Here is a 24,720-nt window from a genome sequence, read left to right as displayed (position 1 = left end):
TCAGACGCGCCGCGTGACCTCGCGTCCCGAAGCGAAGCGCCCGAGGGCACCGGTCGCCGCGAGGCCGCGCGCCACGAACCAGGCGCCGGCACCCGCGATCACGGCGCCCGAGATCGTCGTGGCCGCGATGTAGACGAGCGTGAAGGTCGTGTCGGCACCCGCGTACCAGAGGATGCGGTCGTTGATGCCGCAGGCGAGGCCCGCACCGGCACCGGCGAGGATCGCGACCGGCAGGCGCCAGACGGCGTAGGCGAAGAGGAGGAAGACGATCTCGGCACCGAGTCCCTGCACGAGGCCCGAGGCGATCGTCAGCGGACCCCACTGGTTGCCGACGAGGGCCGAGATCACGGCCGCGAGCAGCTCGGTGTAGAGCGCGGCACCCGGCTTGCGGATGATGAGCGCGCCCAGCACGCCGGCGATGAGCCACGGGCCGGCGAGCAGGCCCTGCAGCCCGGGAAGCAGGGGCGAGAGGATCGAGCTCGGCCCCTCGTAGCCGATGTTCCAGACGAGGAAGATCGCGGCGGACGCGACACCGATGACGCTGGCGACGACGATGTCGACGACCCTCCAGCGCCAGGTGATGGCAGAGAATCCGCGGCGCCCGGTGGTGGCGGGGGCAGATGTGGACGTGGACGTACTCATGAGTGCTCCTTCCTGCGCTGGCATGACCCAGATCAGGTTCGACGGTCGAAGCGTGTTCGCTTCCTCTCAGCCCGGCACACCGGACTCCCGTGGTTGACGGGATGAGTATAGCTGTCGCGGTACCGTAGGCGAATGACCTCGAACGACCCGCCTGAGCCCGTGCTCACCCGGCGGGCCCGACGTCGCCGTGAGACGGGCGCGACTCCGGTGCTCGATGAATCCCGGGCGGCGACGGCCTCGGCACCGCCCCTCGCCCCCGCGGTCCCAGAGCCCGCGGCCGCGCCCATTCCGACCCCGACCCCGACGCCGACGCCGACGCCGACGGAGGTTCCCACGACCACCCGCGCGCTCGCGTGGGTTCGCGAAGACGGCACCTCCACCGTGCCGCAGCCCGAGGTGCCGCCGCAGACCGAGCTCGTCGAACGGTGGCCGAGGCGCTCGCCGCTCCGCCCGGGTGTGCTCGTCCCGCTCGGCAGCGTCCTGGGGCTGGTCGCCGTCTACGCGATCGCCATGCTCGTCTGGCCGCTGTATGCCGTCGCGCCGCGCGTCGACGCCGTCGAGCTGCAGACGGTGGCGGGTGCTCCCGCCACCCCCGCGTGGCCCGCAGAGGGTTCCGCCGCCCTCGCCGTCGAGGGGCTGGGCACGACCGCCGCCAGCGCGGATGCAGCCGTTCCGATGGCCAGCATCACCAAGGTCATCACCGCGCTCGTGGTTCTCGACGCACTCCCCCTCGCGGTGGGCGAGTCGGGGCCCGAGTACGCATTCACCCGCGCGGATCGCACGAACTACCGCAACACGCTCGCGGCGGACGAGTCCGCGCTCGATGTTCCGGTCGGCACCACGCTCACGGAGTACCAGCTCCTGCAGGGCATGCTGATCGGTTCGGCCGGAAACTATGCGGACAAGCTCGTGGACGGCCTGTACCCCTCGGACGCGGTCTACGCGCGTGCCGCCATGCAGTGGCTCACGCAGCACGGGTTGGCGGGCATCACCGTCGTCGACTCGTCGGGCATCAGCCCGCGCAACACCGCGACGCCCGCGGCTCTCGTCGGCCTCGCCCGCCGCGCCCTCGCGAATCCCGTCATCGCCGAGATCGTCGCGCAGCAGTCGGTCGAGCTGCCCGGGGCGGGTCTGGTCGAGAACACCAACGCCCTGCTGGGCGAGCCCGGCATGGTCGGCATCAAGACGGGACTGCTCTTCGGTGACTACAACGTCCTGGCCGCGCGCGACATCACGATCGGCGAGACGACGGTGCGGGCTTACACCTCCGTGCTCGGGCAGCCCGACGGCGAGACGCGATTCGCCCTCGCGCGCGACCTCCTGAACGGACTCGACGCGCAGCTCGCACCCACGATCGCCCTGCCCGCGGGCACGGTGGTCGGCACGGTATCGACACTGTGGTCGGATCCCGTCGACATCGTGACCGCGACGGATGGATCGGTCATCCTCTGGAACGGATCGCCCTCGTCGGCCGCCGCGAACCTGTCGCTCGGCGATGATCGCGCGAGCGGCGCATCCGCGGGCACCGTGAGCGTCTCCGGACCGGTCGATGAGGTCGAGGTCGAGGCGCTGCTCGCGGACGAGGTCGCCGGGCCGAGCTTCTGGTGGCGGCTCACGCATCCGCTTCAGCTGTTCGGTCTCGTCGCCGGCTGAGCGATAGGCCGAGCTGTCGACACAGGTGACGGAGCGTCGATCGGCTCAGACGAAGCGCACGGTCTGCTGCAGCCGCGTGCGGACGTCGAAGACCTCGTTGCCGCCCATGTCCCGCGCGCCGGGGATACCGCGGCGCAGCACCGTCGCGAGAGCGACCCGGCCGCACACGACGACCGGCAGACCCCGCACACGGCCGACGTCGAGAATCGCCTGTGGCAGATCGTCATCCGGCAGCACGACGATCGCCCCGCTGAACCGCACGCCCGCGGCGCGCGACACGACCCGCATCCGGCCGATCAGGTCGCCGATCGGCGCACCCGCGACGTCCTCGCCCTGCAACTCGCCGCGGCGGAGCGAGACGGGTCCCCCGAAGTCTTCGGAGAGCACCCCGTAGAGACCGCTCGGCCCGAGAACGATGTGGTCGAGCTTCGCGTCGGGGTCATCGCCCCGGCGACCCGAAGCGGCGACGTCGTGCCACACCGCGAACCCCATCCCGAGGTCCGCGACGACGCGGGCGGTGGCCTCTTCGGCGAGCGCATCCGCCAGCAGGCGGCGGATCTCGTGCGGTGCCGACCGCACCAGGGCCGGCGCGTAGGGGTCTTCGAGGGGGATGCCGCGGCCGACCCATTCGCGCATCAGGGTGAGGTAGCGCTCGCGTCGCCAGCCACCGGGCTGCCCGTGGCTGCGGGCCCGGGGCCGCGTGTCAGCGCTCGCCCGCGCCGGACGCCACCCGGACGGATCGTCGTCGGTGCCCGCGCCGGGATCGGGCGCATGGTTCGTGAAGCCGTGCCCGCGGTCGTATGCCTCACGCGCGGCCGGTGTGCCCACGAGATCCCACGCGCGCTGCACCCGACCGAAGGATGCCGCATCACCGCCGGTGTCGGGATGCGTCGCGCGCAGTCGCTGGCGGTAGGCCCGCCGGAGCTGCTCGTCATCGACATCCGGTTCGACGCCGAGCACGCCGTAGGCAGACGTCGAGAGGGGACTGTCGAACACCGCACTGCCTCCTCCGCCGCCGAACGGGCGGACTCCAGGCTAACGCCCGGACCCTGGGAGGGGCCGCTCAGCGCCGCTGCTTTCGCCGCGCGTATGCCGCCGCCTGCCTGCTCGAGAGCGCGAGCAGCACGAGGATGTCGAGGCTCAGCGTGACGAGAGTCGTCTCGACCCGGATGTCTTGGCCACCGACCCACCAGGTCGTGAACGCCGCCGAGATCGACACGACGGCGTACAGCATGACGAGAACGCGCGCCCAGTTGTGTCCCCGGTAGATCAGCACCGCCAGCACACCCTCGAGAAACGTCGCGACGCCCCCGACCGCCAGGATCAGAGCGAGCCCGATGGTCTTGGCGTCTTCCGTCAGCTTCACGTCCTCGCCGAGCTCGACCTCGACGCTGTGCGCGATGTCACCCCAGTTGAGGGCCAGTGCCGCGAGCCACAGGAAGCCCGCGACGACCCGCAACATGACCAGACCGGCTCCGGCGCTGATGGCGGCGGGACGGGGCATGTTCGGGTCGTACCCGACCGGGCGGACGAGGTCCCCCGGGGATTCGAATGCGGGGCGCTTCTCGGGGGTCCTTCCGGCGGATCCGGTCACGAGGCGCTCCCCTCTGTGAGAACGGCGCGCTCCGCGACGACGGAACGCGTGTCGGTCGGGATCGGGACACCCGAGACATCCACGATCGGCAGATCACCGTCGGTGCGGATGCTGTCGCCTCCGCCATTGCGTGCGTGGTAGCCGCTCGAGAAGTCCTTGATGACGTCGATGCGGATCGCGGGCTCGGCCGCCACGAGGGTCTGGATGATGTGGTCGCGCTCGATATCGGTGTCCGCGTCGATGCGGTGCGTGACCTGCAGGGTGAAGAGCGACAGCCCGACGGCGGTGTCGAAGGTGCCCGCGGCGAGCCACTCGACGCGGGCTCCGCCCGGCAGCAGCCATCCCTCCGGGCATTTCCAGAAACGCACGTGATGCCGCTGCGCGGGGTTGCCGTCGACCTCCTGCTGATAGGCGAAGTCCTGCTGACGGCTGAACAGGAACAGGGGGCTCACCGGCGCCTCGTCGTAGCTGCGACGTCTCAGCGTCGACGTGATGATGCGCCATGACGAGGCGAGGGTGACCGGGTCGGCGCGTCGCCAGCCCGCGACCTCGAGCGCAGCCTCGATCTCTTCCGCGGTTCCGCGGAAGGCCAGGTTGACCGGATCGCCGAGCAGCCCGTCGCTCGTGCGGGTGCGGCCGATGAAGTAGTCGGGAACGTAGATCGTAGTCAGGATGCGGTGCAATCGCGGCAGCACGAGGTAGGCGAGCACGACCCAGAACACGACGGCGAACGGGATGCCCCACCATCCGACCCGGAACGTCTCGGTGAACCCGAGGTAGGCGAGCCAGATCGCGGCGAGGCCCGCGAAGACGAAGAAGAACCAATCGAGCACCACGCCCACCGAGTAGCGGCGTCTGTGGCGCGGGGGCTCCGACCGTTCCATAGGGTCACTCTAGGGACACGGCGCCCGAGCGTCCGGACGCACGCCCGGATGTCGTCAGGCCCAGAGCGGCACCTCGGGTCGGAAGGCGAACGCCTGAGCCGCGACATCCGGCGGCAGCTCGGCGAGCGAGGCGGGTCGCCAGTGCGGTGCCCCGTCCTTGTCGATCAGGCGCGCACGGACCCCCTCGGGCAGGTCCGGTTGGGTGTGGGCGAACCACATCGCCAGCCCGTACTCACGCTCGAGCGACGCGCGCAGGTCGGGATCGGAGCGGGCCGCGCGGACCGAGGCGAGCGTGACCGTCAACGCGGTCGGCGAGAGCGTCTCGAGCAGTTCGGCGGTGGCGGATGCCTCGGGCTCGGGCCGCTCGCGGAGTGCCGCGATGATCCCCGCGACGTCGTCGGCCGCGAACGCCGGGTCGATCCAGGCCCGGTGCCGTGCCAGCGTGGACGGCTCGGGCGACTCGTCGAAGAGCATCGCGACCTCGGTCGCGCCGCCCGGATCGGCACGCGACTCGAGCGCCTCGCGCACGGCATCCAGGCGTTCCGAGGGAACCAGCAGGTCGGCGAACCCGGCATCGATCGCATCCGCCGCCGACATCGAGCCGCCCGTCAGGGCGAGGTACTCGCCCAGCCGCCCCGGGGCGCGAGCCAGCAACCAGGTGCCCCCGACATCCGGGGTGAAACCGATGCGCGTCTCGGGCATCGCGAGCGCCGAGCGCTCCGTCACGATGCGCACGGCGGCGTGCCCAGCGAGTCCGATTCCGCCGCCCATCGTCACCCCGTCCGCGAAGACCACGATCGGCTTCGGATACTCCGCGATGGCCGCGTTGAGCGCATACTCCTCGCGGAAGAACGACCCGGCACCCTCGGCGTTGCCCGACATGATGCTCTCGGCCAGACCCCGCACGTCACCCCCGGCGCACAGCCCGCGATCTCCCGCGCCCTCGAGCAGGATGCGCTCGACATCCGGCTCGGCCCGCCACGCCTCGAGCGCATCGCGCAGGCCGCGCACCATCCCCAGGTCGAGCGCGTTGAGAGCCTCGGGGCGCTGCAACACGAGGCGACCGACGCCGCGGGTGAAGCTGGCTGAGACACGCGAGGACTCGATCGACAGCGTTCGCATGTCCCGACCGTACCGCCGGTTCCCCTGCGTGGGTCCGCTCTCACGCCCCAAAATCGGTCAAGATGAGGGGTACGGCGTCCGAGAGAGAGGTACGGCATGCCCCAAGGCGAGGTTCTGGAGTTCACCGGAGTCAACAAACTATTCGGTGCGGTCGCGGCCGTTCAGGACTTTTCGGCGCGCGTCGAACCGGGGGTCGTCACGGGATTCCTCGGTCCGAACGGTGCCGGAAAGACCACGACCCTGCGCATCCTGCTCGGGCTCGTTCGCGCGACCAGCGGTCGGGCGACGATCGGCGGCACCTCGTACGCGGATCTCGCGTCTCCCCTGCGCTCGGTCGGGGCCGCGCTCGAGGCCGCGAGCTTCCACCCCGGTCGATCGGCCGCCAACCACCTGAAGGTCTACGCGCAGGCCGCGCGCCTGCCGCGCTCGCGTGTCGACCAGGTACTCACCACCGTGGGGCTGGCGGATGTCGCGGGCCGGCGCGTCGGCGGCTACTCGCTCGGTATGCGTCAACGCCTGGGGCTCGCCTTCGCCCTGCTCGGCGACCCCGGCGTGCTCGTGCTCGACGAGCCGACGAACGGGCTGGATCCCGAGGGCATCATCTGGATGCGCGGGCTGCTGCGCGAACTCGCCCGCCAGGGACGCACCGTCCTGGTGTCGTCCCACCTGCTCACCGAGGTGCAGCAGACGGCCGACCGCCTGTTGATCATCTCTCACGGATCGCTCGTCTTCGAGGGGTCGGTCGAGGATCTCGCCGAACCCGCCGAACAGGCCGTGGTCGTTGATTCTCCCGACCGACAGGGTCTCGCCGCAGCGCTCACGGCGGCCGGCGTCACCTACGAGAACCTGCGCACCGGGGTCTCGGTGCGCGGCGCCGACCCCGCCGACATCGGTGCCATCGCTCTCGCGGCGGGCGTCGTCCTCTCGGGGCTTCAGAAGCGAGGCCCCTCGCTGGAAGAGGTCTTCCTCGAGCTGGTCAACGGGTCCCGCGTGCACCCGACCGCCGCGGCATCCCTCACGTCCGCACCGTTGGTCCCCGCTCCGGCCGCAGCATCGGTCGTGGCGGAGGATTCGACGGAAGGCACCGGCGAGGAAGCACCCGGGGCCGGGGAACCAGCGGCTACCGAGGAACCAGTGTCCGAGGAATCCCCCGCCGTCACGGCCGACCCGGCGGCGGAAGGATCCGCCGCCGCCGACCCGACTTCCCGGACCGGTGACGGGATCTCCCCCGTCGACGTCGACATCGACATCGACGCGGACGACGAAGCCGAAGAACCGCGCCCGACCTACGCACCCGTCTCGTCGTTCGCGGTCGCCGCGACGGGCATCATCGAGGTCGTGCCCCGTGCGGACGACGTCGGAGAAGAGAGCATCGGCGACGATGCTCACGAACGTCCCCGGGAAGACGACGACAGCGAGGAGCGATCGTGAGCCTTGTCGCCGCAACCCGGTCCGAGACCACCAAGGTGTTCTCGACGACCGCCTGGTGGATCCTCGCCATCGTCCTCGTCGTGTACGTGGGCAGCACGGCCGCCGGCCTCGCTTTCGTTTTCGGCGCTTCGGCATCCGGCGACCTGCCGACCAGCGCGGGCACGCCACCCATCCCCGCCGACGGTCTCGCCTCGGTGCTGTACAGCATCGGCGGCTCGGTCGGCTACGTCTTCCCGCTGCTCATCGGCACCCTGATGGTGACCAGCGAGTTCCGCCACCAGACCCTCACCCCCACCTTCCTGGCGACGCCCAAGCGCGGCACCGTGCTGTGGGCGAAGCTCGTCGCGGGCATCCTGATCGGCGCGATGTACGGCGCCCTCGCCGTCGTGTCGGCCGTAGCACCCGCCGCGGGTCTGCTCGCGGGCCTCGGACTGGACACCGCCCTCGGCTCGAGCGACACCTGGGCGCTGTTCGGGCGGTCCCTCCTCGCCCTGATGCTGTGGACGCTGATCGGTATCGGCGTCGGCACGCTCGTGCGCAACCAGGTCGTGGCGATCGTGCTCGTCCTGGCCTTCACCCAGTTCGTGGAGCCGCTGCTCCGGGTCGCGGGCAGTCTTGTGGATTGGATCTCCGAGGTCACGCGATTCCTGCCCGGCGCGGCGAGCGATGCTCTGATCGGCGCGAGCATCTACAACATGATGGGCGCGGGAGGCGGGAACAGCCTCGAGTGGTGGCATGGGGGACTCGTCCTGCTGGCGTACGCCCTGGTCCTGCTGCTGATCGGGCACATCGCCAGCTGGACCCGCGACGTCACCTGATCCGTCCGGACGGGCGGGCGACGGTCAGGATGCGGCGTCAGCCGACGCCGCGTCGTCCGTCTGCCCGTCGAGGCGCAGGGCGCGAACGAGCTCGAGGCCGTGGCGCGTCGTGACGAGCAGCCGTTCGTAGTCCTCGTGACCCTCGAGGTCGATGACGACGCTCGGCCGACGGCCGCGGATGACGGCGAAGTCGAGGCCGGTCCCGGACTTCCACGTTCCGATGGCCATCACGCTCGGCACGGTCGTCGCGGGGCTCGGAACCCCGCGGAGCCAGATCCACGCATCGTCCGTGAGCATGACCTTCGCGATCTGCTCGCGCTGCACCTGGATATTCCCGCGCCGGAATGCGAGCGCCCGCTCGATCGGTGACAGCACGACCTCGAGACGTTCCGAGTCGAGAAGCAGGGTCACCATTCCCCTAGTCTGCCAGCGGGCGTGCGCGGTCGAGAAACGCTTTGCTCACAGTGCGGCAACGATCGACCCCGTGCCCGCAGCGGGGCGCCGCGGCGTAGAGTCGAATCGTGCTTCAGATCTGGGCCCTCACCGGCATCCCCGAGATCACCGCGGGTACGGATCTGGTCTCCGTGATCGCGGATACCGCCGCCGGCTCGCTTCAGGATGGCGACATCCTCGTGGTCACGTCGAAGATCGTGTCGAAAGCCGAGGGCCGCTTCGTCCCTGCGCAGGATCGAGAGCAGGCGATCACCGACGAGACGGTTCGCGTGGTCGCCGCGCGGACACATGGCGAACACACGACGCGCATCGTCGAGAACCGCCTCGGTATCGTCTCGGCGGCGGCGGGGGTCGATGCCAGCAACACCCCAGAGGGCACCGTGCTGCTGCTCCCCGAAGATCCCGATGCCTCGGCTCGGAGACTCGCGGAGGGATTGCGTGCGCTCTTGGGTGTCAGCATCGGAGTGCTCGTCTCGGATACCCTCGGGCGCGCGTGGAGAGAGGGACAGACGGACAGCGCGATCGGGGCCGCGGGCGTGCGCGTCTTCGAAGACCTCCGCGGCCACACCGATGCGCAGGGTCGTCCGCTCACGGTGACCCTGCCCTGCGTCGCCGACGAGATGGCGAGCGCCGCAGATCTCGTCAAAGGCAAGGCCACGGGCAATCCCGTCGCCGTCGTCCGCGGCCGAGGGGATCTCGTCGGGCCGCTCGACCTGCCCGGCGCCCGCTCGATCGTGCGCGTCCCCGAGAAGGACATGTTCTCCAGGGGGAGCGAAGAAGCCTACGCAGATGGCTTCGCCGCGGGCTTCGCCTCCCGCCCATGAATGCCCGCCCACTGCAGGCTGGCGAGGTCGAGAGGGTGTGACTCATCGCGACGGACCGCTGGACCACGACGGGCCCGATCCCGAGATGCCAAGATGGTCGAATGGAGCACCGCACGGCTCAGCGCCTCGATCGTCACGGCGCCGAGAGCCTGCTCGCGGCGCGTGGCACCGAGCTCGACGTGCTTCTCGACGCCGCGACGGCATGCCGGGACGAGGGCCTTCGGCGAGCGGGCCGACCCGGAATCATCACCTACTCCCGCAAAGTCTTCATCCCCCTGACGACACTCTGCAGGGATCGCTGCCATTACTGCGTGTTCGTCGACACGCCGACCCAGCTGGCCCGCGCCCACAAGCCGCTCTTCATGTCGGCGGAGCAGGTGCTGACGGTCGCGCGGCGTGGTGCGGCGCTCGGCTGCAAGGAGGCCCTCTTCACGCTGGGCGACCGACCCGAGGCGCGCTGGCCCGCCGCGCGCACATGGCTCGACGAGAACGGCTACACATCGACGCTGGACTACGTGGCCGCGATGGCGCGCCTCGTGCGCGATGAGACAGGCCTGCTGCCCCATCTCAACCCGGGGGTCCTGACCCTCGATGAGCTGCGCGCGTTGCGGCCGACCGCACCATCGATGGGGATGATGCTCGAGACCACCTCGCGCCGCCTCTTCGAGGAGCCCGGCATGGTGCACTACGGGTCACCCGACAAGGACCCAGACGTCCGGCTGCGCGTGATCGAGGACGCCGGGGTGGCACGTGTGCCTTTCACCACCGGCATCCTCGTGGGAATCGGCGAGACCCTGCGCGACCGCGCCGAATCCCTCATCGCGATCCGCGAAGCGCACGAGCGACACGGCCACATCCAAGAAGTGATCGTGCAGAACTTCCGCGCCAAGCCGCGCACCGCCATGCAGGACGCCCCGGACGCAGACCTGCTCGATTACGTCGCCACGGTCGCGGTCGCCCGGATGGTGCTCGGGCCAGACGCCCGAATCCAGGTACCCCCGAACCTCTCGGACCCCGACGAGTTCGACCTGCTGGTACGTGCGGGGGCAGACGATTGGGGTGGAGTCTCGCCCCTGACGGCCGATCACGTCAACCCCGAGCGACCCTGGCCCCAGGTCGACGACCTCTCGGACCGCACGACCGCCCTCGGCTATCGACTCCGCGAGCGTCTCACCGTGCACCCCGAGTACCTGCGAGCCGCCACCACCTGGCTCGACGACGAGGTCGTTCCCGCGACACGCGCGCTCGCCGGCGACGACGGGCTCGCGGTCACGGACGGCGATACTCTCGACGAGCGCGCGAAAGCCGAGGCGCCGTCGCGGGCGCACGCGGGCAGGCGCCCGATCCGACGACTGATCGAACGCGCAGCGAGCGACCCCGCGTCACTCGATGACCAGGAGTGGGTCGGGCTCCTCGAATCGGACGGTCCGGCCCTCGAAGAACTGGCCGAGACGGCCGATCAGCTCCGCCAGTTCACGGTGGGCGAAGCGGTCAGCATCGTCGTCAACCGAAACGTCTCATCGAGCCTCTTCCGCGCCGCTCTCGCAGAGGAGCCCGACACCTACGACGCCGCGGCGCTCGCCATGATCGCCCACGACGCGAGCGAGCTCGGGGCGAGCGAGATCTGCGTCCAGGGCAAAGTCGGCCCGTACGAGGCACCCGAGGCCTACCTCGACATCGCCCGTACGATCAGGACCGCGGCCCCCGACATCCATCTGCACGCTTTCCGTCCGGCAGACGTCGACGACTTCGCGCGCCGCGCCGGACTCACGCTCGAAACGGCCTGTGAAGCGGTGCGCGACGCGGGAGTCGGGACAGTTCCCGGCACCGGAGTGAAGATCCTGAGCGAACGAGTGCGTCGTCGAATCGCGCCCGACGACCTGGATATCGAACGCTGGGTCGAGGTGATCAGCGCCGCCCACCGCTCGGGGTTGCGCTCGACCTCCGTGATGTTCTATGGGCATGTGGAGACCGCGAGCGAACGGATCGCGCACCTGCGGCGTCTCATCGCGGTCCAGACCGACACCGGCGGCTTCACCGAATTCGTGCCGATACCGCTGCCTGGCCACGGTGTCCCCCTCGTGCCAGGACGCGCGGCCCTCGACGAGCACCGCGCCGTGTTCGCGGTCGCTCGCCTGATGCTGTCCGCCTCAATCCCGCACATCCAGGTGCCCTGGACGCGAGTGGGCGATGAGACGGTGCAGGCCCTGCTCCGTTCGGGCGCCGACGATCTGGGCGGCACCCTGCTCGATGGCCGCGTGCTGCCCCGTTCCGGGGCGGAGCACGGGCAGCAGATGACCATCGCGCGCGCGAAGCAGATCACCCGTGGGTTGTTCCGCCCGCTCCGGATACGTACGACCGACTACCGCGGAGCGCTCGGGGGCGACGCATGACCGATGTCGACGTCGCCATCATCGGCGCCGGGTTCGCCGGAATCGGCATGGCGCTCGCCCTGCAGAAGGCCAACCGCGAATCCTTCATCCTGCTCGAGCGAGCGGGCGATGTGGGGGGCACGTGGCGTGAGAACACCTACCCCGGAATCGGTTGCGACGTGCCGGCCCACCTGTACGGCTTCGCCGATCATCCCCGCCCCGACTGGTCACAGACGTATGCGACGGGGTCCGAGATCCAGGAATATCTGCGTGACGTCGCAGCAGAACAGGGCATCACTGCACGGGCCGTTTTCGACAGCCCGCTCCGCCGAGCACGTTGGAGCGAAAACGCCTGGCATCTCGACACGGGGCGCACCGGGGCACAGACCATCACGGCCCAGTCGCTCGTGCTGGCCTGCGGGCGCCTGACTCAGCCGCGGCTGCCCGACGTGTCGGGCATCGAGTCCTTCCCGGGACCGGTCATGCATACGGCGCGCTGGGACCACTCGGTTGCCGTCGCGGGTCGGCGCTTCGCCGTCGTCGGCACGGGGGCCAGCGCCGTGCAGCTCGTGCCCGAGCTCGTCCGCCGGGGTGCGTCCGTCACGCTGTTCCAGCGCACTCCCGCATGGATCCTGCCGCGCGGTGGCGAGATCTACACGACGGAGCAGCAGCGCCGCTTGGCGTCGGACCCGTGGGCGTTGGCCGACCTTCGCGCGGATCTCTACCGCGAAGGAGAGTCCCGCCTCGCCTCGCGATCGGGGGATCGACGAGCCGCGGCTGTCGCGCACGAAGCCGCGCGCGCCCACCTCGCGGCCCAAGTCCGTGACGCCGCGCTCCGCGATGCACTGACCCCCCGATACCCGTTCGGATGCAAACGCGTTCTCCTCTCGGACGACTTCTACCCGGCTCTCGACGCCGGCGAGGTCACGCTCGAACCGTCCGCGCTCGTAGCGGTCGAGGGGCGCACGCTCGTCTCGGACGACGGCAACGCCTATGAGGTGGACGCGCTGGTGCTCGCCACGGGCTTCGAGACGACTCAGCAGCCCTACGCCGACCTCGTCGAGGGTGAGGCTGGCCAGACGTTGGCCGAGCACTGGAGCGATGGCATGACGTCACTCGGATCGACCGTGGTCGCAGGATTCCCCGATCTGTACGTCCTGAATGGTCCGAACGCGTCGCTCGGTCACAACTCCGCTGTGCTGATGGCTGAGGCACAGGCGGCCTTCGTCGTGCGATCACTCGCCGAACGCGGAGGACACCCCCGGCGCGTGCGAGCGGAGGCCGAGCGAGCCTACACACGCGAGATCGTCGAACGCAGCGTCGGGACGTCGTGGCTCGCCGAGGGATGTCGCAATTGGTACGTCGACGAACGCAGCGGTCGACTCACACTGCTCTGGCCGGGCTCGGTCCAGGCATTCCACGACCGCCTGGCCCGCATCGGACCGGGCGACTTCGAACCCGCATCCGTGGGACTTCTGGAAGGACGATCATGACCATTCCGATTCGATTCGGGTACAAAGCATCCGCCGAGCAGTTCGCCCCCCGGGAGCTGCTCGAATTCGGCGTGCTCGCCGAAGAGGTGGGATTCGACTCCGTTTTCGTCTCCGACCACCTGCAGCCCTGGATGCACGACGGCGGACACGCCCCGGCGGCGATTCCGTGGCTCGGGGCTCTCGGGTCGCGCACGTCCCGCATCGTGATGGGAACCTCGGTCCTCACCCCGACGTTCCGCTACCACCCCGGGGTCGTGGCGCAGGCGTTCGCGACGCTCGGCTGCCTGTATCCGGATCGGATCGTGCTCGGCATCGGCACGGGCGAAGCGCTCAACGAGGTGACTCTGGGCTTCGAATGGCCGGAGGCACCGGAGCGCTTCCAGCGGATGAAGGAAGCGATCACCCTGATGCAGAGGCTGTGGACCGAGGACCGCGTGAGCTTCGACGGAAGCTTCTATTCCACGTCGAATGCCACCATCTACGATCGGCCCGAACGTCCGGTGCCGATATACGTCGGTGCGTCGGGGCCGGCGGCCACCAGGCTCGCGGGACGAATCGCCGACGGATACATCACGACGAGCGGAAAGGCACCCGAGCTTTACTCGGAGACGCTGCTGCCCGCGCTCGAAGACGGCCTGGCCAAGGCGGGTCGCTCCCGCGACGACATCGACACCCTGATCGAAGTCAAGGTGTCATTCAACCCGGATCGTTCGGTGGCGCTCGAGAACACGCGCTTCTGGGCCCCTCTCGCACTCTCGCCCGAAGAGAAGATGGGGGTCGATGACCCTATCGAGATGCAGCGCCTCGCCGCGAGCCTGCCGATCGAGCGCGCCGCGTCACGCTTCATCGTCTCGGACGATCCCGACGAGCACGTCGCCGCGATTGAACGCTACCTCGACCTCGGGTTCCGGCACCTGGTCTTCCACGACCCGGGGCACGACCAAGAAGGCTTCCTCCGTCGCTACGGAACCGAGATCCTCCCACGACTGCGGGCGAGAGTCGGCGAGTGAAGCCCCGGTTTCGCGGCGTGGGCTGGACCGTGATCATCCCGGTCAAGCCCACGGCTCTCGGTAAGTCCCGGCTCGGCCCCGATGCCGCCGGGCGGCATGGCCTGGCGGCAGCAGTCGCCCTCGACACCGTACATGCCGCCTACGCCGCGCGTAACGTCCGCGAGGTCATCGTCGTAACCGACGACCCGCACCTCTCGGAGGAACTGGGGGGCATCTCGGGCATCAGTGTCCTCCGCGAGGATGGCCCGCGTGGTGTGGACGGTGCGATCGCGTACGGCGCGCGCACCCTTGATCGAGCCGTAGCCCGCGCGGCGCTGCTCGGCGACCTGCCGGCCTTGCGCCCGCAGGACCTCGATCGGGCACTCACGCTCGCCGAAGCGCACGACCGAGCGGTCGTACCGGATGCCGAGGGTACGGGCTCGACACTCGTCACGGCGCGGGGCGGAATCGATCTCGTCACCTCTTTCGGCGTCGGCTCCCTCGATCGTCACGCGGCGGCCGGGTGCCGGGTGCTGAACGTCGCGCGCGGCTCGACGTTGCGGAGAGACGTCGACACGGCCGCGCATCTCGAGACGGCGCGAACGCTGGGTCTGGGCGAGCGGACGGCAGCTCTCCTGCCTCAGAGCCCCGAAACGTCGGTCGCGAGCGCCAGCGCGTCGGCCGCGAGCTGAGCTGAGCTGTCGGTGTCGTGCATCCAGAGCGGCGCGACGCGCGCGGCGATGCCGAGAGCGCGGATGGAGGGCAGAGTCGCGCTGTCCTCCTCTGCCACGAGCCAAGCATCGAGAATCCCGCCCGCCGAGCGCGCCCCGTAGACAGCGGCGACTCCCGCCGCGGAGCACTCCGCGCCCACCGCCGCGAGGCACACGTCCGCCATTCCCCGGACGACAGCGCCGCCGATGATGGGCGAGATCCCGACGATCGGTGCGCCCGTGTCCCGCAGCGCATCGCGGATACCGGGCACGCTCAGGATGGGACCGACCGAGACCACGGGGTTCGAAGGTGCCACGAGCACGACGTCGGCGCGCGCGATAGCTTCGGTGACGCCGGGAGCGGGCAACGCCATCTCGATGCCGGGGTTGGCGAAGCGGATGGGCTCGAGACGAGCGCGGTGCAACGTCCACCACTCCTGGAAATGCATCGTTCGCTTCCCATCGCCGTCACGCACGGTGACGATCGTGTCGACCTCCGCCTCGGTCATCGGCAGGATCTCGACGCCGAGAGGCCACCGCGCACTGAGCCTACGCACGATCTCGACGGCCCCGACGCCCTCGCGCAGCCAACCCGTGCGGGCCAGGTGCGTCCCGAGGTCCAGATCCCCGAGGGTGAACCACGGCCACCCGGCATTCCAGGCGCGCAGCTCGGTCGACACGCGCTCGCTCTCACCGGAGCGACCCCAGCCCCGCTCGGCGTCGTTGACACCGGCCAGGGCGTAGAGCAGCGAATCGACGTCCGGCTGCAGACGGATGCCCGTCAGCCACAGGTCATCACCCGTGTTGGCAATGACCGTGACCGCCGCCATCGGCTCGGACCGCGCGAGGAGCGTGCGCAGACCGACGGCGAACTTCGATCCGCCGACGCCCCCGGCGAGCACCACGATGCGCCGCGCGGTTTCGTTCGTCATGCGCGAGATGCGGCTGCCGCCGCGCGAGCCGAGGCAGGGAGAGCATCCACGATGCGTCCGAGAGCCGCTTCGTCGTGCGCCGCCGTGAGGAACCACGCCTCGAACACGCTCGGGGGCAGCGCGACCCCGGCGTCGAGCATCGCGTGGAAGAAGTCCGGATAGCGCCACGCTTCCTGCGCGTGCACGCTGTCGTCGTCGTGCGGTGCGTCCGGGGTGAATGCCACACCGAACAGGCTCCCCGCACGCGGGACGGAGTGTGCGACGCCCGCCTGCGTGAACGCCGCATCGAGGGCATCGGCGACGACGGATGCCGCGGCATCCACCCGCGCGTAGACGTCGGCGGTTGCCGCGCGCAGCGTCGCCAGCCCGGCCGCCACCGACAGCGGATTGCCCGACAGCGTGCCCGCCTGATAGACGGGCCCCGTCGGCGCGAGCAACTGCATGACGTCGCCGCGTCCGCCGAGGGCCGCGAGGGGCATGCCGCCGCCCACGACTTTTCCGAAGGTGAACAGATCGGGGGTGTACGCCTCACCCGCTGCCTGCTGCAGCCCCCAGTAGCCCGCGGGGTGGACCCGGAACCCGGTGAGCACCTCGTCGAGGATCAACAGCGAACCGTTGGCGTGGACGATCTCGGCGAGGCCGGCATTGAAGCCGGGGAGCGGTGCGACAACACCCATGTTGGCGGCAGCCGCCTCGACGATGACGGCGGCGATGCGGTCGCCGTGTACCGCGAAGACCTCGCGTACCGCGTCGAGGTCGTTGTAGGGGACGACGAGCGTCTGCGCGGCGATCGGCGCCGGGACACCCGCGGACCCCGGCAGGCCCAGCGTCGCCAGGCCCGAACCGGCGGATGCCAGCAGCCCGTCCGAGTGGCCGTGGTAATGCCCCGCGAACTTGACCAGCAGGTCACGCCCGGTCGCGCCCCGCGCGAGGCGGATCGCCGTCATGGTCGCCTCGGTGCCCGTCGAGACCAGGCGCACCCGCTCGACGGGACGGTGCTCGCCCGCGCTCACGCGCGCGGCGATCAGCTCGGCCAGCTCTACCTCGGCCTCGGTCGGCGCGCCGAAGGACAGACCACGGCCCGCCGCATCCCGTACCGCTTCGACGACCTCGGGGGCCGCGTGACCGAGCAGCGCCGGACCCCAGGACGCGACCAGGTCCACGTACTCGCGGCCGGCCGCGTCGGTGATGTACGCACCGCGGGCGGATGCCACGAATCGCGGCGCCCCGCCGACCGACCCATACGCACGGACGGGAGAATTGACGCCGCCCGGGATCACCGAACGGGCGCGGTCGAACAGCAGGGTGTTGCGATCATCCATGGACTAATCCTCGTCGCTCACTCAAGGTCGCGGCGCAGCCACCCGGCGGCCTCGATGGCGGCATAGGTCAGGATCGCACCGGCACCGGCGCGACGGATGGCGAGCAGCGCCTCCATCGTTGCGCCCCGGCCGTCGATCCATCCCTGGGCTACCGCGGCGGCGATCATCGCGTACTCACCCGACACCTGGTACGCCCAGACGGGCACGTCGACGGCGTCGCGCACCGATGCGAGCACGTCGAGATACGGCAGCGCGGGCTTGACCATGACGAGGTCGGCGCCTTCTTCGACATCGATGATCGCCTCGCGAACACCCTCGCGGGCGTTGCCCGGGTCCAGTTGATACGTGCGGCGGTCGCCCTTCAGCTGCGAGTCGACGGCCTCGCGGAAGGGCCCGTAGAACGAGCCCGCGTACTTGGCGGCGTACGCGAGCAGCGTCGTATCGGTGAACCCGGCGGCATCCAGTCCCGCGCGGACGGCGGCGACCTGGCCGTCCATCATGCCCGACAGCCCGAGCATCGCGGACCCCGCGCGCGCCTGTGCCAACGCCATCGATACGTAGCGCTCGAGCGTGGCGTCGTTGTCGACCCGTCCCCGCGCATCGAGGACTCCGCAGTGGCCGTGGTCGGTGAACTCGTCGAGACAGAGATCGGTCTGGACGACGATCGCGTCGCCCACCTCTTGCACGACGGCTCGTGTCGCGACGTTGAGGATGCCGCGCTCATCGTCGGCGCCCGAGCCCACCGCATCCCGCACTCCGGGAACACCGAAGAGCATGATGCCACCGATGCCCGCGGATGCCGCACCCACGGCGGCCTCGCGCAACGAGTCGAGCGTGTGTTGCACGACCCCCGGCATGGACTCGATCGCTCGCGGCTCGGCGATGCCTTCGCGCACGAAGACCGGCAGGATGAGCTGCGACGGCGCGAGACGGGTCTCGCGGACGAGGCGTCGCAGGGCGGGCGACTGGCGGGTACGGCGGGGGCGGCGTTCGGGAAAACTCACGGCGAGAACTCGTCGGCGGCATGCGGCAACACAAGCCGCGAAACCGCATCGATCAGGGCAGAGACCGTCTGCTGCTCGGCCACGACATCGACGTCGAGCCCGGCGCGACGCGCGTCCTTCGCCGTGCGCGGCCCGATCGCGGCGATGACCGTACCCTCGGGGATCTCGGGGAACTGCAGGTGCACCTGTTCGGCGACCGAGCCACTCGTCACCAAGATCGCGTTGATGCGGCCGCTGGCGACATCCTGCGCGATGCGCTCTGTCACGGGCACGCCGATCGTGCGATACGCCACGACACTCCGCACGTGATGGCCCGCGTCGCTCAGGCGGCGGGTGAGGACGGGCTTCGCGATCTCGCTGCGGAGCGTCAGGATGCGTCGCGGCTCCGGCTCGAGGGCGATCAGCTGGTCCGCCATACCCGCGGCGGAGTTGTCCTGCGTCGGAACGAGGTCGACGCGGTAACCGACGGCCTCGAGTGCGGCGGCGGTCGTCTCGCCGACGGCGGCCACGCGCGTGGTCACCGGGATACTCACACGGTGGGCGTAGAGGACGTCGACCGTGGTGGCGCTCGTGACCGTGAGCCAGTCGAACTCGCCCGCGACCAGATCCGCGAGGGCCGCGTCGAGCGAAGCCTGGTCACTGGTCGGGGCGAAGTTGATCAACGGCGCCACGACCGGGGTCGCGCCCTGCGAGCGCAGGCTCGCCGCGACGCCATCGCCCCAGGGTCCGCCCCGGGGGACGAGCACGCGCCACCCGCTCAGGGGTTTGACCGCTTTCGCGGGATGCTCGGCTGCTGGATTCATGTAGAAGACTCTCGTGACACCAAGTCGGCTGCCCCACCATCAAGGAGTCGACGTGCGATCGCAGACCCGATCAGCGCTGCTCGCACGGTCGGGTCCGCGCTGTCGGCGGCGTTCGCGCCATCGCCGCCGCCCGTTCGTCGAATATACCCCTTAGCCAGGGACTCGGCGTGATCGAGGCCCACCCGGCGTCCGCCGTCCAGCGCGTAGACGACGGCGCGAACCCGCACATCGTCGTCGGTCACGCTGGCGTGCACACCGACCGGAGCGTGGCAACCCGCCTCGATCCCGGCGAGGATCGAGCGCTCGATCGTGACGGCGAAGCGCGTGGCCGGATCCTCGAGCGGGGCGATGGCCGCGAGGAGATCTGGCGATGCATCCGCGCGCACCTCGATCGCGAGAGCACCCTGACCCGCCGCCGTGGGCCACTCGGCCAACCCGAGCGGCTCGAGCAGCAGCCCGTCGGCCGACCCGGTGCCCCAGACGGCCTCCGCGCCGTCTGCGTGAGGGGTACCATCCAGCAGCCCCAATCGCGTGAGCCCCGCGGCGGCGAGGACGACACCGTCGAGTTCTCCGTCGCGGACGCGGGCAAGTCGCGAATCGACGTTGCCCCGCAGCTCGGCAACCCGGGCGCGCGGTGCGCGGCGACCTAGTTGAGCCTGGCGTCGGGGCGAACCCGTGCCGATGACGGCTTCACCGATCTCGGCCAGGAGCGTGCCCCGCGTGACCGAGATGTCCCTCGGGTCCGCGCGGCGCGGCATCGCGGCGATCCGCAGGCCGGGCGCCTCGGCGGTCGGGAGATCCTTCAACGAGTGGACGAGCAGGTCGCACTCGCCCGCGGCGAGCGCCTCGCGCAGACGCGTCGCGAAGACACCCGTCCCGCCCAGCTGCGCGAGAGGGGCGCGCGTGACGTCGCCCTCGGAGACGATGGGGACGAGTTCGACCGAGATGCCGGTGGCAGCCGTGATCGCGTCGGCGACATGGCCGGACTGGGCGAGCGCGAGGGCGCTGCGTCGCGTGCCCAGCCGCAGCGTTCCGGTTCCCTCCGTTCCGGACAGGGCGATCACCCTGCATCCGTCACTGCAGGACCTCGGGCACCTCGCTGAGCGAGAGCCGACGACCCGTGTAGAAGGGCACCTCTTCGCGGACGTGCCTGCGGGCCTCGGTCGAGCGGAGGTCGCGCATGAGGTCCACGAGCTCGACCACGTCGTCCGCCTCGAGCGGCAGCAACCACTCGTAGTCGCCGAGGGCGAACGAGGCGACGGTGTTCGCGAGCACGCCCGTGAACGCGGCACCCTGTCGTCCATGCTCGGCCAGCATGCGGCGCCGGTCGGCCTCGGGCAGCAGGTACCACTCGTAGCTGCGGACGAACGGATAGAGGCAGAGCCAGTCCTTGGGCCCGATACCGCGCAAGAATCCGGGAACGTGCTGACGGTTGAACTCGGCGTCACGGTGGACACCCATCGCATTCCAGGTCGGAAGCAGGTTGCGCAGCAGTTCCGTGCGGCGGAGGCGGCGCAGGTCACGCTGGAGTTCTTCGGCCGTGTCGCCATGCAGCCAGACCATCAGGTCGGCATCTGCCCGCAGGCCGCTGACGTCGTAGAAGCCGCGCACCGTGACGCCACCCGCTTCGATGAGCGAGACGATGTCTTCCAGCTCGGTCTCGTCGACCGCCGCGACGGGTCGATCGGGGTCGCGTCGCCACACGGCCCACAGGGTGAAGCCCGAGGGGTTCTCGCCCCCTTCGGCGGCTGCCGTGTTTTCTGCGGGGGCTGTGACTTCGGCGGAGCCTGTGTCTTCGGCGGAGGGGGACGGGTGCGGGTGACTCTCGGTCATGCTTCCAGTCTCACCCAGCGCACCTGATCGGCCAAACCTGGCCGATCAGCGACGGGGCGCCGTATACAGGCGCACGCCCTCCCAGACAGCGAGCCCCACGACGGCTGCCGCGCCGACGGCGATGGCGGCCGCCTGTACGGGACGCGCGTGGGCGAAAGTCCGGGCGCGGTGCGCGGCTTTGTCCGTCCAACGCGCGGCGCGCTTGGGCAGGTTGGCCTTCTCTTCGATCGCGGCGAGCGCGGCCTTGAGTTCGGCTCGAGCCTGCGCGACGGGATCACCGAGCTGAGGGACGAGCGTACGGGGCAACGGCACGAGCAGGCTGTCGGGGCGCGGCGAGCGTCCCCGGTTCGATTCCAGGGCGTCAGAACTCATCACGAACCTCCCGGACGATGTCGAAGTCCTCTTTCACGGCCCCGATCGGACTCTGCCGTCGAGACGCGCGTTTGAACCGCGCGACGCCGAGCAGGGCCAGCACGGCGACGATGACGAGCAAGCCGACGCCGATGACCAGCGCCGAGAGCCAGACGGGCCACACCGTGGCGAGCCCGGCGATGGCCGCGGTTCCGAATACGGGGATGCTCCAGAACAGCACCGCCAGGGCAACCACGAGCCACCCCGCACCGATCCCGTAGTCCTTGGCGGTCTTCGCGAGCCACGATTTGGCCTGATCGACCTCGGCGATGACCAGGTTGCGGACGAGCTCGGGAACGTCGCCGACGAGCGTCAGCAGACTGTCGTCCGCACGGTCTTTCAGGAAACCGTCTCGCATTCCTCGCGGGGATGCCATCGTCAGCTCTTCTTGGCGTCTTCGGTGGACGCCGCGTCGTCGATCTTCTTCTCGATGTTGGCGACCGAACGCTCGGCGGCCTTGGCCACGTCTTCCGAGCCGTCCTTGCCGGCTTTGATCGCCGCATCGAGTCGCTGACCCGGCGTGGCATCCTTGCCCTGTACCGCGCGCGTCACCTTGACCGCACCGTTCCACACTGCGCCGGGGACCGCCATGGCGGTGGACGTCGCGAAGTCCTTGGCCCGGTCGACCTGCTTCTGCACGGGGTCGAGGTTCCACACCTTGAGGGCCTGTTCCTTGATCTGTTCGTACCGCTCACGTCCCGCGCGGGCGCCGAGGACGTACCCCGCCGCCAAGCCGATCACGAGTCCCACTTTGCCCCGCATAGGGGTCTCCTCACACTCGTCGCTACGCTGTTAGATCTTCGGTTCGATTCTCTAGGTTAGCCCCGTATGCCAAATTCGGCATCCGGGTTGACATCAGGGCCGTCGGTCCCACAAGAGAGCGGTTCGGACGCGTTCACCCTCGGTCAACGCGTCGGGCACGACCTGTGCCAGGCCCGTCCCCGAGACCCAGGCGCCGACGATACCCAGGCCCGGGACTGCCGCGACGCGTTCGCGGACGGCCGCCGTCTGCGCCTCGCGCCCGATGACCGATGCGGGCTGACTCTGGGTGTAGCGCTCGCGGTGTGCGCCGGCCAGCTGGCTCGGGCTCAACGGAACGCCGAGAAGAGCGGATGCCTCGGTCAGGGCGAGTGCGGCGGCCTCCTCGTCGCTGAGTTCCGCCGTGGCCGCGGGTTCACCCTGGCTGCCGAACGACACGCGCACGACGTGGCGGTGGGGGGCGATGGTGCGCGCCGTTTCGGCCAGCCAGGCCCACTTCGCGGTCGCGTGGGTGAGTGCCTTTGCCGTGTACGACCCGGGGACCGTGAGCACACCGGAGCCGCGGGGCCTGGCGTCGAGAGCCGTGGCGTCCACGACGAGCGACACGACCTCGATCTCGGGGGCAGTGCCGTCGCTGGGCCGCGCGTCGCTGGCGCCGTCGAGGGCGGGGTCGAGGCCGGGCACGGATGCGCGCAGCAGCGCCCGCGCCATCCGCTCGTCCGTCGCGACGATCACGGCGTCCGCCGCAAGGTCTTCGCGTCCGTCCGCGCGCGGGTCGGCGCCCCGGGCGAGTTCGACCTGCCAGTCATCCGCGCCCCGGCCGAACGCGGCCACACGCGTATCCGTCAGGATCGTCGCCCCCAGCTCGTGCAGGCGCGCCAGGAGCCCCTCGACGAGCCGCGTCATGCCGCCGCGGATCCCCTCGACCGCTCCACCGGGGGCCTTCGTCGCGCGTTCGGCGCTCAGCACGGAAACGGCACCGCTCAGCGATCCCGCGCGGGTGAGCGCGGCATTCAGGCCGGGAGCCGCGAGATCGACGTCGATGTCGGCGGGCAACGCGGAATAGACGCCCTGCACGACGGGTGCGACGAGACGATCGAGTACGCGAGTGCCCATGCGTGTCGAGACCAGGGCGCCGAGGCTGTGCGTGTGACCGATCGTCAGCACGGGGCGCAGGCGGTCGAGATACGCCCGCCAGGTGCCACCCCATCCGATGATGCGGCGGACATCCGGATCGAACGGGTTCGCGGGAATGCCCAGGACTCCGCCCGCGGGCAGCGGCGCCGCGCCTCCCGGCACACCGGGGATCCCCGCGAGCCATGCCCGTCCACCGCTCGGTGCGACGACATCCGAGCCCAGACCCAGCTCGTCGATCAGGCGTCGCACGTGCCCGCCGCGTGTGGCGTAGCTCTCCGCTCCGACGTCGAGCGTCAGCCCTCCGACGCTCGCGCCTCGGATGGCTCCTCCGGGACGCGACGCGGCCTCGAGCACCGTGACATCCATCCCGATCCGCGCGCACTCCCACGCCGCGAGCAGGCCCGCGATCCCCCCGCCGATCACCACGACCCGCGTGTCGCGGGCTTTTTCGATCAGTTCGGCCGAGAACGGTGCCGAGGCGCCTGAGCTCACTCGTCCTCCCCGTGAGCCAACCGCACGATGCGGGTCAGCACGTCGGGATCGGTTTCGGGCGTGACGCCGTGACCGAGATTCAGAACATGCGCGCGGGCGGCACGGCCGCGCTCGAGCACATCGCGCACGTGGGCCTCGAGCACCGGCCACGGCGCCTGCAGCAGGGCCGGATCGATGTTGCCCTGCACCGTGACGTCGGGCCCGAGGACGCGGGCGGCGTCGTCGAGGGTCGTTCGCCAGTCCACGCCGACCGCGTCGGCGAGACCGCCCAGGCGCATGTCGTCGAGGATCGGCCCGGTGCCGACGCCGAAGTGGATGATCGGCACCCGACCGGCGACCGCCGAGACCGCCGTGCGCGAGTGGGGTGCCGCGAACGCGCGATAGTCGGCCCGCGAGAGCGAGCCCGCCCACGAGTCGAAGAGCTGAACGGCGGATGCTCCAGCGCGAACCTGCACGTCGAGGAACACCCCGGCGACCCGGCCGAGCCAGTCCGCGAGCGCGTGCCACGAGGACGGGTCCGCGTGCATCATGGCGCGCGCCCGCATGTGCTCTTTCGATGGGCCGCCCTCGACCAGATAGGCCGCGAGGGTGAAGGGCGCGCCCGCGAAACCGATCAGCGGTGTCGCGCCGAGTTCGTCGGTGACACGGCCGATCGCCTCGGTCACGGAACCGGATGCCGCGGCCACCTCGGCGGGGTCGATCGTGGTCAGGCGGGCGACATCCGCGGCGCTGCGAACGGGGTTCGCGAAAACAGGGCCCCGGCCCGGTTCGATCTCGACCTCGACCCCGGCCAGGCGCAGGGGCACGACGATGTCGCTGAAGAAGATCGCGGCGTCGACGTGGTGCCGGCGGACGGGCTGGAGCGTGATCTCGGAGGCCAGCTCGGGGTCGAGGCAGGCATCCAGCATCCGCGTGCCGACACGCAGTTCGCGGTATTCGGGAAGGGAACGACCCGCCTGGCGCATGAACCAGACCGGGGCGCGGTCGGGTCGGTCGCCTCGGAGGGCGCGCAGCAGCGGGGCATCGGAGAGGTGCATGGTTC

Annotated in this window: 25 protein-coding genes and 1 riboswitch; of the genes, 8 read left to right on the top strand and 17 right to left on the bottom strand. The window is 70.4% G+C overall.

Translation table 11 applies throughout. The annotated features are described in order from the left end of the window. A complete protein-coding gene (locus tag CGU35_RS17675) occupies positions 1-642 on the bottom strand; it encodes an ECF transporter S component (RefSeq protein WP_100812758.1) in 642 nt (213 codons plus the stop codon). Next, a riboswitch (TPP riboswitch) is annotated at positions 635-743 on the bottom strand. It overlaps the preceding gene by 8 nt. Positions 744-774: 31 nt before the next feature. Here CGU35_RS17675 and CGU35_RS17670 point away from each other — a divergent pair. After that, complete coding sequence (locus CGU35_RS17670) at positions 775-2,295, top strand: D-alanyl-D-alanine carboxypeptidase family protein (protein ID WP_100812757.1); 1,521 nt, start codon at positions 775-777, stop codon at positions 2,293-2,295. 45 nt (positions 2,296-2,340) lie between these two features. On the opposite strand, the gene CGU35_RS17665 is transcribed toward CGU35_RS17670, so the two are convergent. The 4 genes from CGU35_RS17665 to CGU35_RS17650 all read right to left on the bottom strand — a co-directional run bounded on the left by CGU35_RS17665 (position 2,341) and on the right by CGU35_RS17650 (position 5,895). Beyond that, positions 2,341-3,291 carry a J domain-containing protein gene (locus tag CGU35_RS17665; protein WP_100812756.1) on the bottom strand — a complete coding sequence of 317 codons (951 nt, stop codon included), beginning with the start codon at positions 3,289-3,291 and terminating at the stop codon, positions 2,341-2,343. Between the two features lie 67 nt (positions 3,292-3,358). Beyond that, the gene (locus CGU35_RS17660; RefSeq protein WP_100812755.1) at positions 3,359-3,889 is read right to left on the bottom strand and encodes a hypothetical protein; all 531 of its coding nucleotides are present in this window, start codon (positions 3,887-3,889) and stop codon (positions 3,359-3,361) included. Further along, positions 3,886-4,773, bottom strand: coding sequence for an LssY C-terminal domain-containing protein (locus CGU35_RS17655; protein WP_100812754.1), 888 nt, complete (start codon positions 4,771-4,773; stop codon positions 3,886-3,888). The genes CGU35_RS17660 and CGU35_RS17655 overlap by 4 nt, the downstream gene beginning before the upstream one ends. A 54-nt stretch (positions 4,774-4,827) precedes the next feature. Next, positions 4,828-5,895 carry an enoyl-CoA hydratase/isomerase family protein gene (locus tag CGU35_RS17650; RefSeq protein ID WP_100812753.1) on the bottom strand — a complete coding sequence of 356 codons (1,068 nt, stop codon included), beginning with the start codon at positions 5,893-5,895 and terminating at the stop codon, positions 4,828-4,830. A gap of 96 nt (positions 5,896-5,991) precedes the next feature. On the opposite strand from CGU35_RS17650, the gene CGU35_RS17645 reads away from it, so the two are divergent. Next, the gene (locus CGU35_RS17645; RefSeq protein ID WP_100812752.1) at positions 5,992-7,326 is read left to right on the top strand and encodes an ABC transporter ATP-binding protein; all 1,335 of its coding nucleotides are present in this window, start codon (positions 5,992-5,994) and stop codon (positions 7,324-7,326) included. After that, positions 7,323-8,144 carry an ABC transporter permease gene (locus tag CGU35_RS17640; protein WP_100812751.1) on the top strand — a complete coding sequence of 274 codons (822 nt, stop codon included), beginning with the start codon at positions 7,323-7,325 and terminating at the stop codon, positions 8,142-8,144. The genes CGU35_RS17645 and CGU35_RS17640 overlap by 4 nt, the downstream gene beginning before the upstream one ends. A gap of 24 nt (positions 8,145-8,168) precedes the next feature. Here CGU35_RS17640 and CGU35_RS17635 read toward each other — a convergent pair whose 3' ends face one another. Further along, the gene (locus CGU35_RS17635; RefSeq protein WP_100812750.1) at positions 8,169-8,558 is read right to left on the bottom strand and encodes a hypothetical protein; all 390 of its coding nucleotides are present in this window, start codon (positions 8,556-8,558) and stop codon (positions 8,169-8,171) included. A 107-nt stretch (positions 8,559-8,665) separates the two neighbouring features. Here CGU35_RS17635 and cofE point away from each other — a divergent pair, with 107 nt between their 5' ends. The 5 genes from cofE to cofC all read left to right on the top strand — a co-directional run bounded on the left by cofE (position 8,666) and on the right by cofC (position 14,967). Continuing rightward, positions 8,666-9,421 carry a coenzyme F420-0:L-glutamate ligase gene (gene cofE / locus CGU35_RS17630; protein ID WP_100812749.1) on the top strand — a complete coding sequence of 252 codons (756 nt, stop codon included), beginning with the start codon at positions 8,666-8,668 and terminating at the stop codon, positions 9,419-9,421. A gap of 101 nt (positions 9,422-9,522) precedes the next feature. Beyond that, on the top strand, positions 9,523-11,814 hold the full coding sequence (cofG, locus tag CGU35_RS17625; protein WP_100812748.1) for a 7,8-didemethyl-8-hydroxy-5-deazariboflavin synthase CofG: 2,292 nt from the start codon (positions 9,523-9,525) through the stop codon (positions 11,812-11,814). After that, a complete protein-coding gene (locus CGU35_RS17620; RefSeq protein ID WP_100812747.1) occupies positions 11,811-13,286 on the top strand; it encodes a flavin-containing monooxygenase in 1,476 nt (491 codons plus the stop codon). Before cofG ends, CGU35_RS17620 begins: the two co-directional genes overlap by 4 nt. Continuing rightward, positions 13,283-14,296, top strand: coding sequence for a glucose-6-phosphate dehydrogenase (coenzyme-F420) (gene fgd, locus CGU35_RS17615; protein ID WP_100812746.1), 1,014 nt, complete (start codon positions 13,283-13,285; stop codon positions 14,294-14,296). Before CGU35_RS17620 ends, fgd begins: the two co-directional genes overlap by 4 nt. After that, the gene (gene cofC / locus CGU35_RS17610; RefSeq protein ID WP_100812745.1) at positions 14,293-14,967 is read left to right on the top strand and encodes a 2-phospho-L-lactate guanylyltransferase; all 675 of its coding nucleotides are present in this window, start codon (positions 14,293-14,295) and stop codon (positions 14,965-14,967) included. Before fgd ends, cofC begins: the two co-directional genes overlap by 4 nt. Here the strand turns inward: cofC and cofD are convergent. The 11 genes from cofD to hemE form a co-directional block, all read right to left on the bottom strand. After that, positions 14,916-15,917, bottom strand: coding sequence for a 2-phospho-L-lactate transferase (gene cofD / locus CGU35_RS17605; RefSeq protein ID WP_100812744.1), 1,002 nt, complete (start codon positions 15,915-15,917; stop codon positions 14,916-14,918). The genes cofC and cofD overlap by 52 nt on opposite strands. Beyond that, the gene (gene hemL, locus CGU35_RS17600) at positions 15,914-17,239 is read right to left on the bottom strand and encodes a glutamate-1-semialdehyde 2,1-aminomutase (RefSeq protein ID WP_100812743.1); all 1,326 of its coding nucleotides are present in this window, start codon (positions 17,237-17,239) and stop codon (positions 15,914-15,916) included. The genes cofD and hemL overlap by 4 nt, the downstream gene beginning before the upstream one ends. 17 nt (positions 17,240-17,256) lie before the next feature. Beyond that, positions 17,257-18,243: a porphobilinogen synthase gene (hemB, locus tag CGU35_RS17595; RefSeq protein ID WP_100812742.1), complete on the bottom strand. Its 987-nt coding sequence runs from the start codon at positions 18,241-18,243 to the stop codon at positions 17,257-17,259. After that, the gene (locus CGU35_RS17590; protein WP_100812741.1) at positions 18,240-19,046 is read right to left on the bottom strand and encodes a uroporphyrinogen-III synthase; all 807 of its coding nucleotides are present in this window, start codon (positions 19,044-19,046) and stop codon (positions 18,240-18,242) included. The genes hemB and CGU35_RS17590 overlap by 4 nt, the downstream gene beginning before the upstream one ends. Next, entirely contained in the window at positions 19,043-20,110 is a 1,068-nt protein-coding gene (gene hemC / locus CGU35_RS17585; protein ID WP_232711385.1) for a hydroxymethylbilane synthase, read from the bottom strand. Before hemC ends, CGU35_RS17590 begins: the two co-directional genes overlap by 4 nt. A 10-nt stretch (positions 20,111-20,120) precedes the next feature. Further along, complete coding sequence (gene hemQ / locus CGU35_RS17580; protein ID WP_100812740.1) at positions 20,121-20,879, bottom strand: hydrogen peroxide-dependent heme synthase; 759 nt, start codon at positions 20,877-20,879, stop codon at positions 20,121-20,123. Positions 20,880-20,924: 45 nt separating this feature from the next. Continuing rightward, on the bottom strand, positions 20,925-21,251 hold the full coding sequence (locus tag CGU35_RS17575; protein WP_232711384.1) for a hypothetical protein: 327 nt from the start codon (positions 21,249-21,251) through the stop codon (positions 20,925-20,927). Further along, positions 21,241-21,666 (bottom strand): phage holin family protein, encoded by a 426-nt coding sequence (locus tag CGU35_RS17570; RefSeq protein ID WP_100812739.1) that lies wholly within the window; start codon positions 21,664-21,666, stop codon positions 21,241-21,243. The genes CGU35_RS17575 and CGU35_RS17570 overlap by 11 nt, the downstream gene beginning before the upstream one ends. Before the next feature lie 2 nt (positions 21,667-21,668). Beyond that, the gene (locus tag CGU35_RS17565; RefSeq protein WP_100812738.1) at positions 21,669-22,052 is read right to left on the bottom strand and encodes a hypothetical protein; all 384 of its coding nucleotides are present in this window, start codon (positions 22,050-22,052) and stop codon (positions 21,669-21,671) included. A 93-nt stretch (positions 22,053-22,145) separates the two neighbouring features. Continuing rightward, a complete protein-coding gene (locus CGU35_RS17560; protein ID WP_100812737.1) occupies positions 22,146-23,678 on the bottom strand; it encodes a protoporphyrinogen/coproporphyrinogen oxidase in 1,533 nt (510 codons plus the stop codon). Continuing rightward, positions 23,675-24,715: a uroporphyrinogen decarboxylase gene (gene hemE / locus CGU35_RS17555; RefSeq protein WP_100812736.1), complete on the bottom strand. Its 1,041-nt coding sequence runs from the start codon at positions 24,713-24,715 to the stop codon at positions 23,675-23,677. Before hemE ends, CGU35_RS17560 begins: the two co-directional genes overlap by 4 nt. Positions 24,716-24,720: the final 5 nt, after the last annotated feature.

The sequence above is a fragment of the Microbacterium sp. BR1 genome, from assembly GCF_002812725.1.
GTDB lineage: Bacteria > Actinomycetota > Actinomycetes > Actinomycetales > Microbacteriaceae > Microbacterium.
The sequence above is the reverse complement of the archived record's forward strand: the minus strand, read 5'-3'. Positions and strand labels throughout refer to the sequence as shown.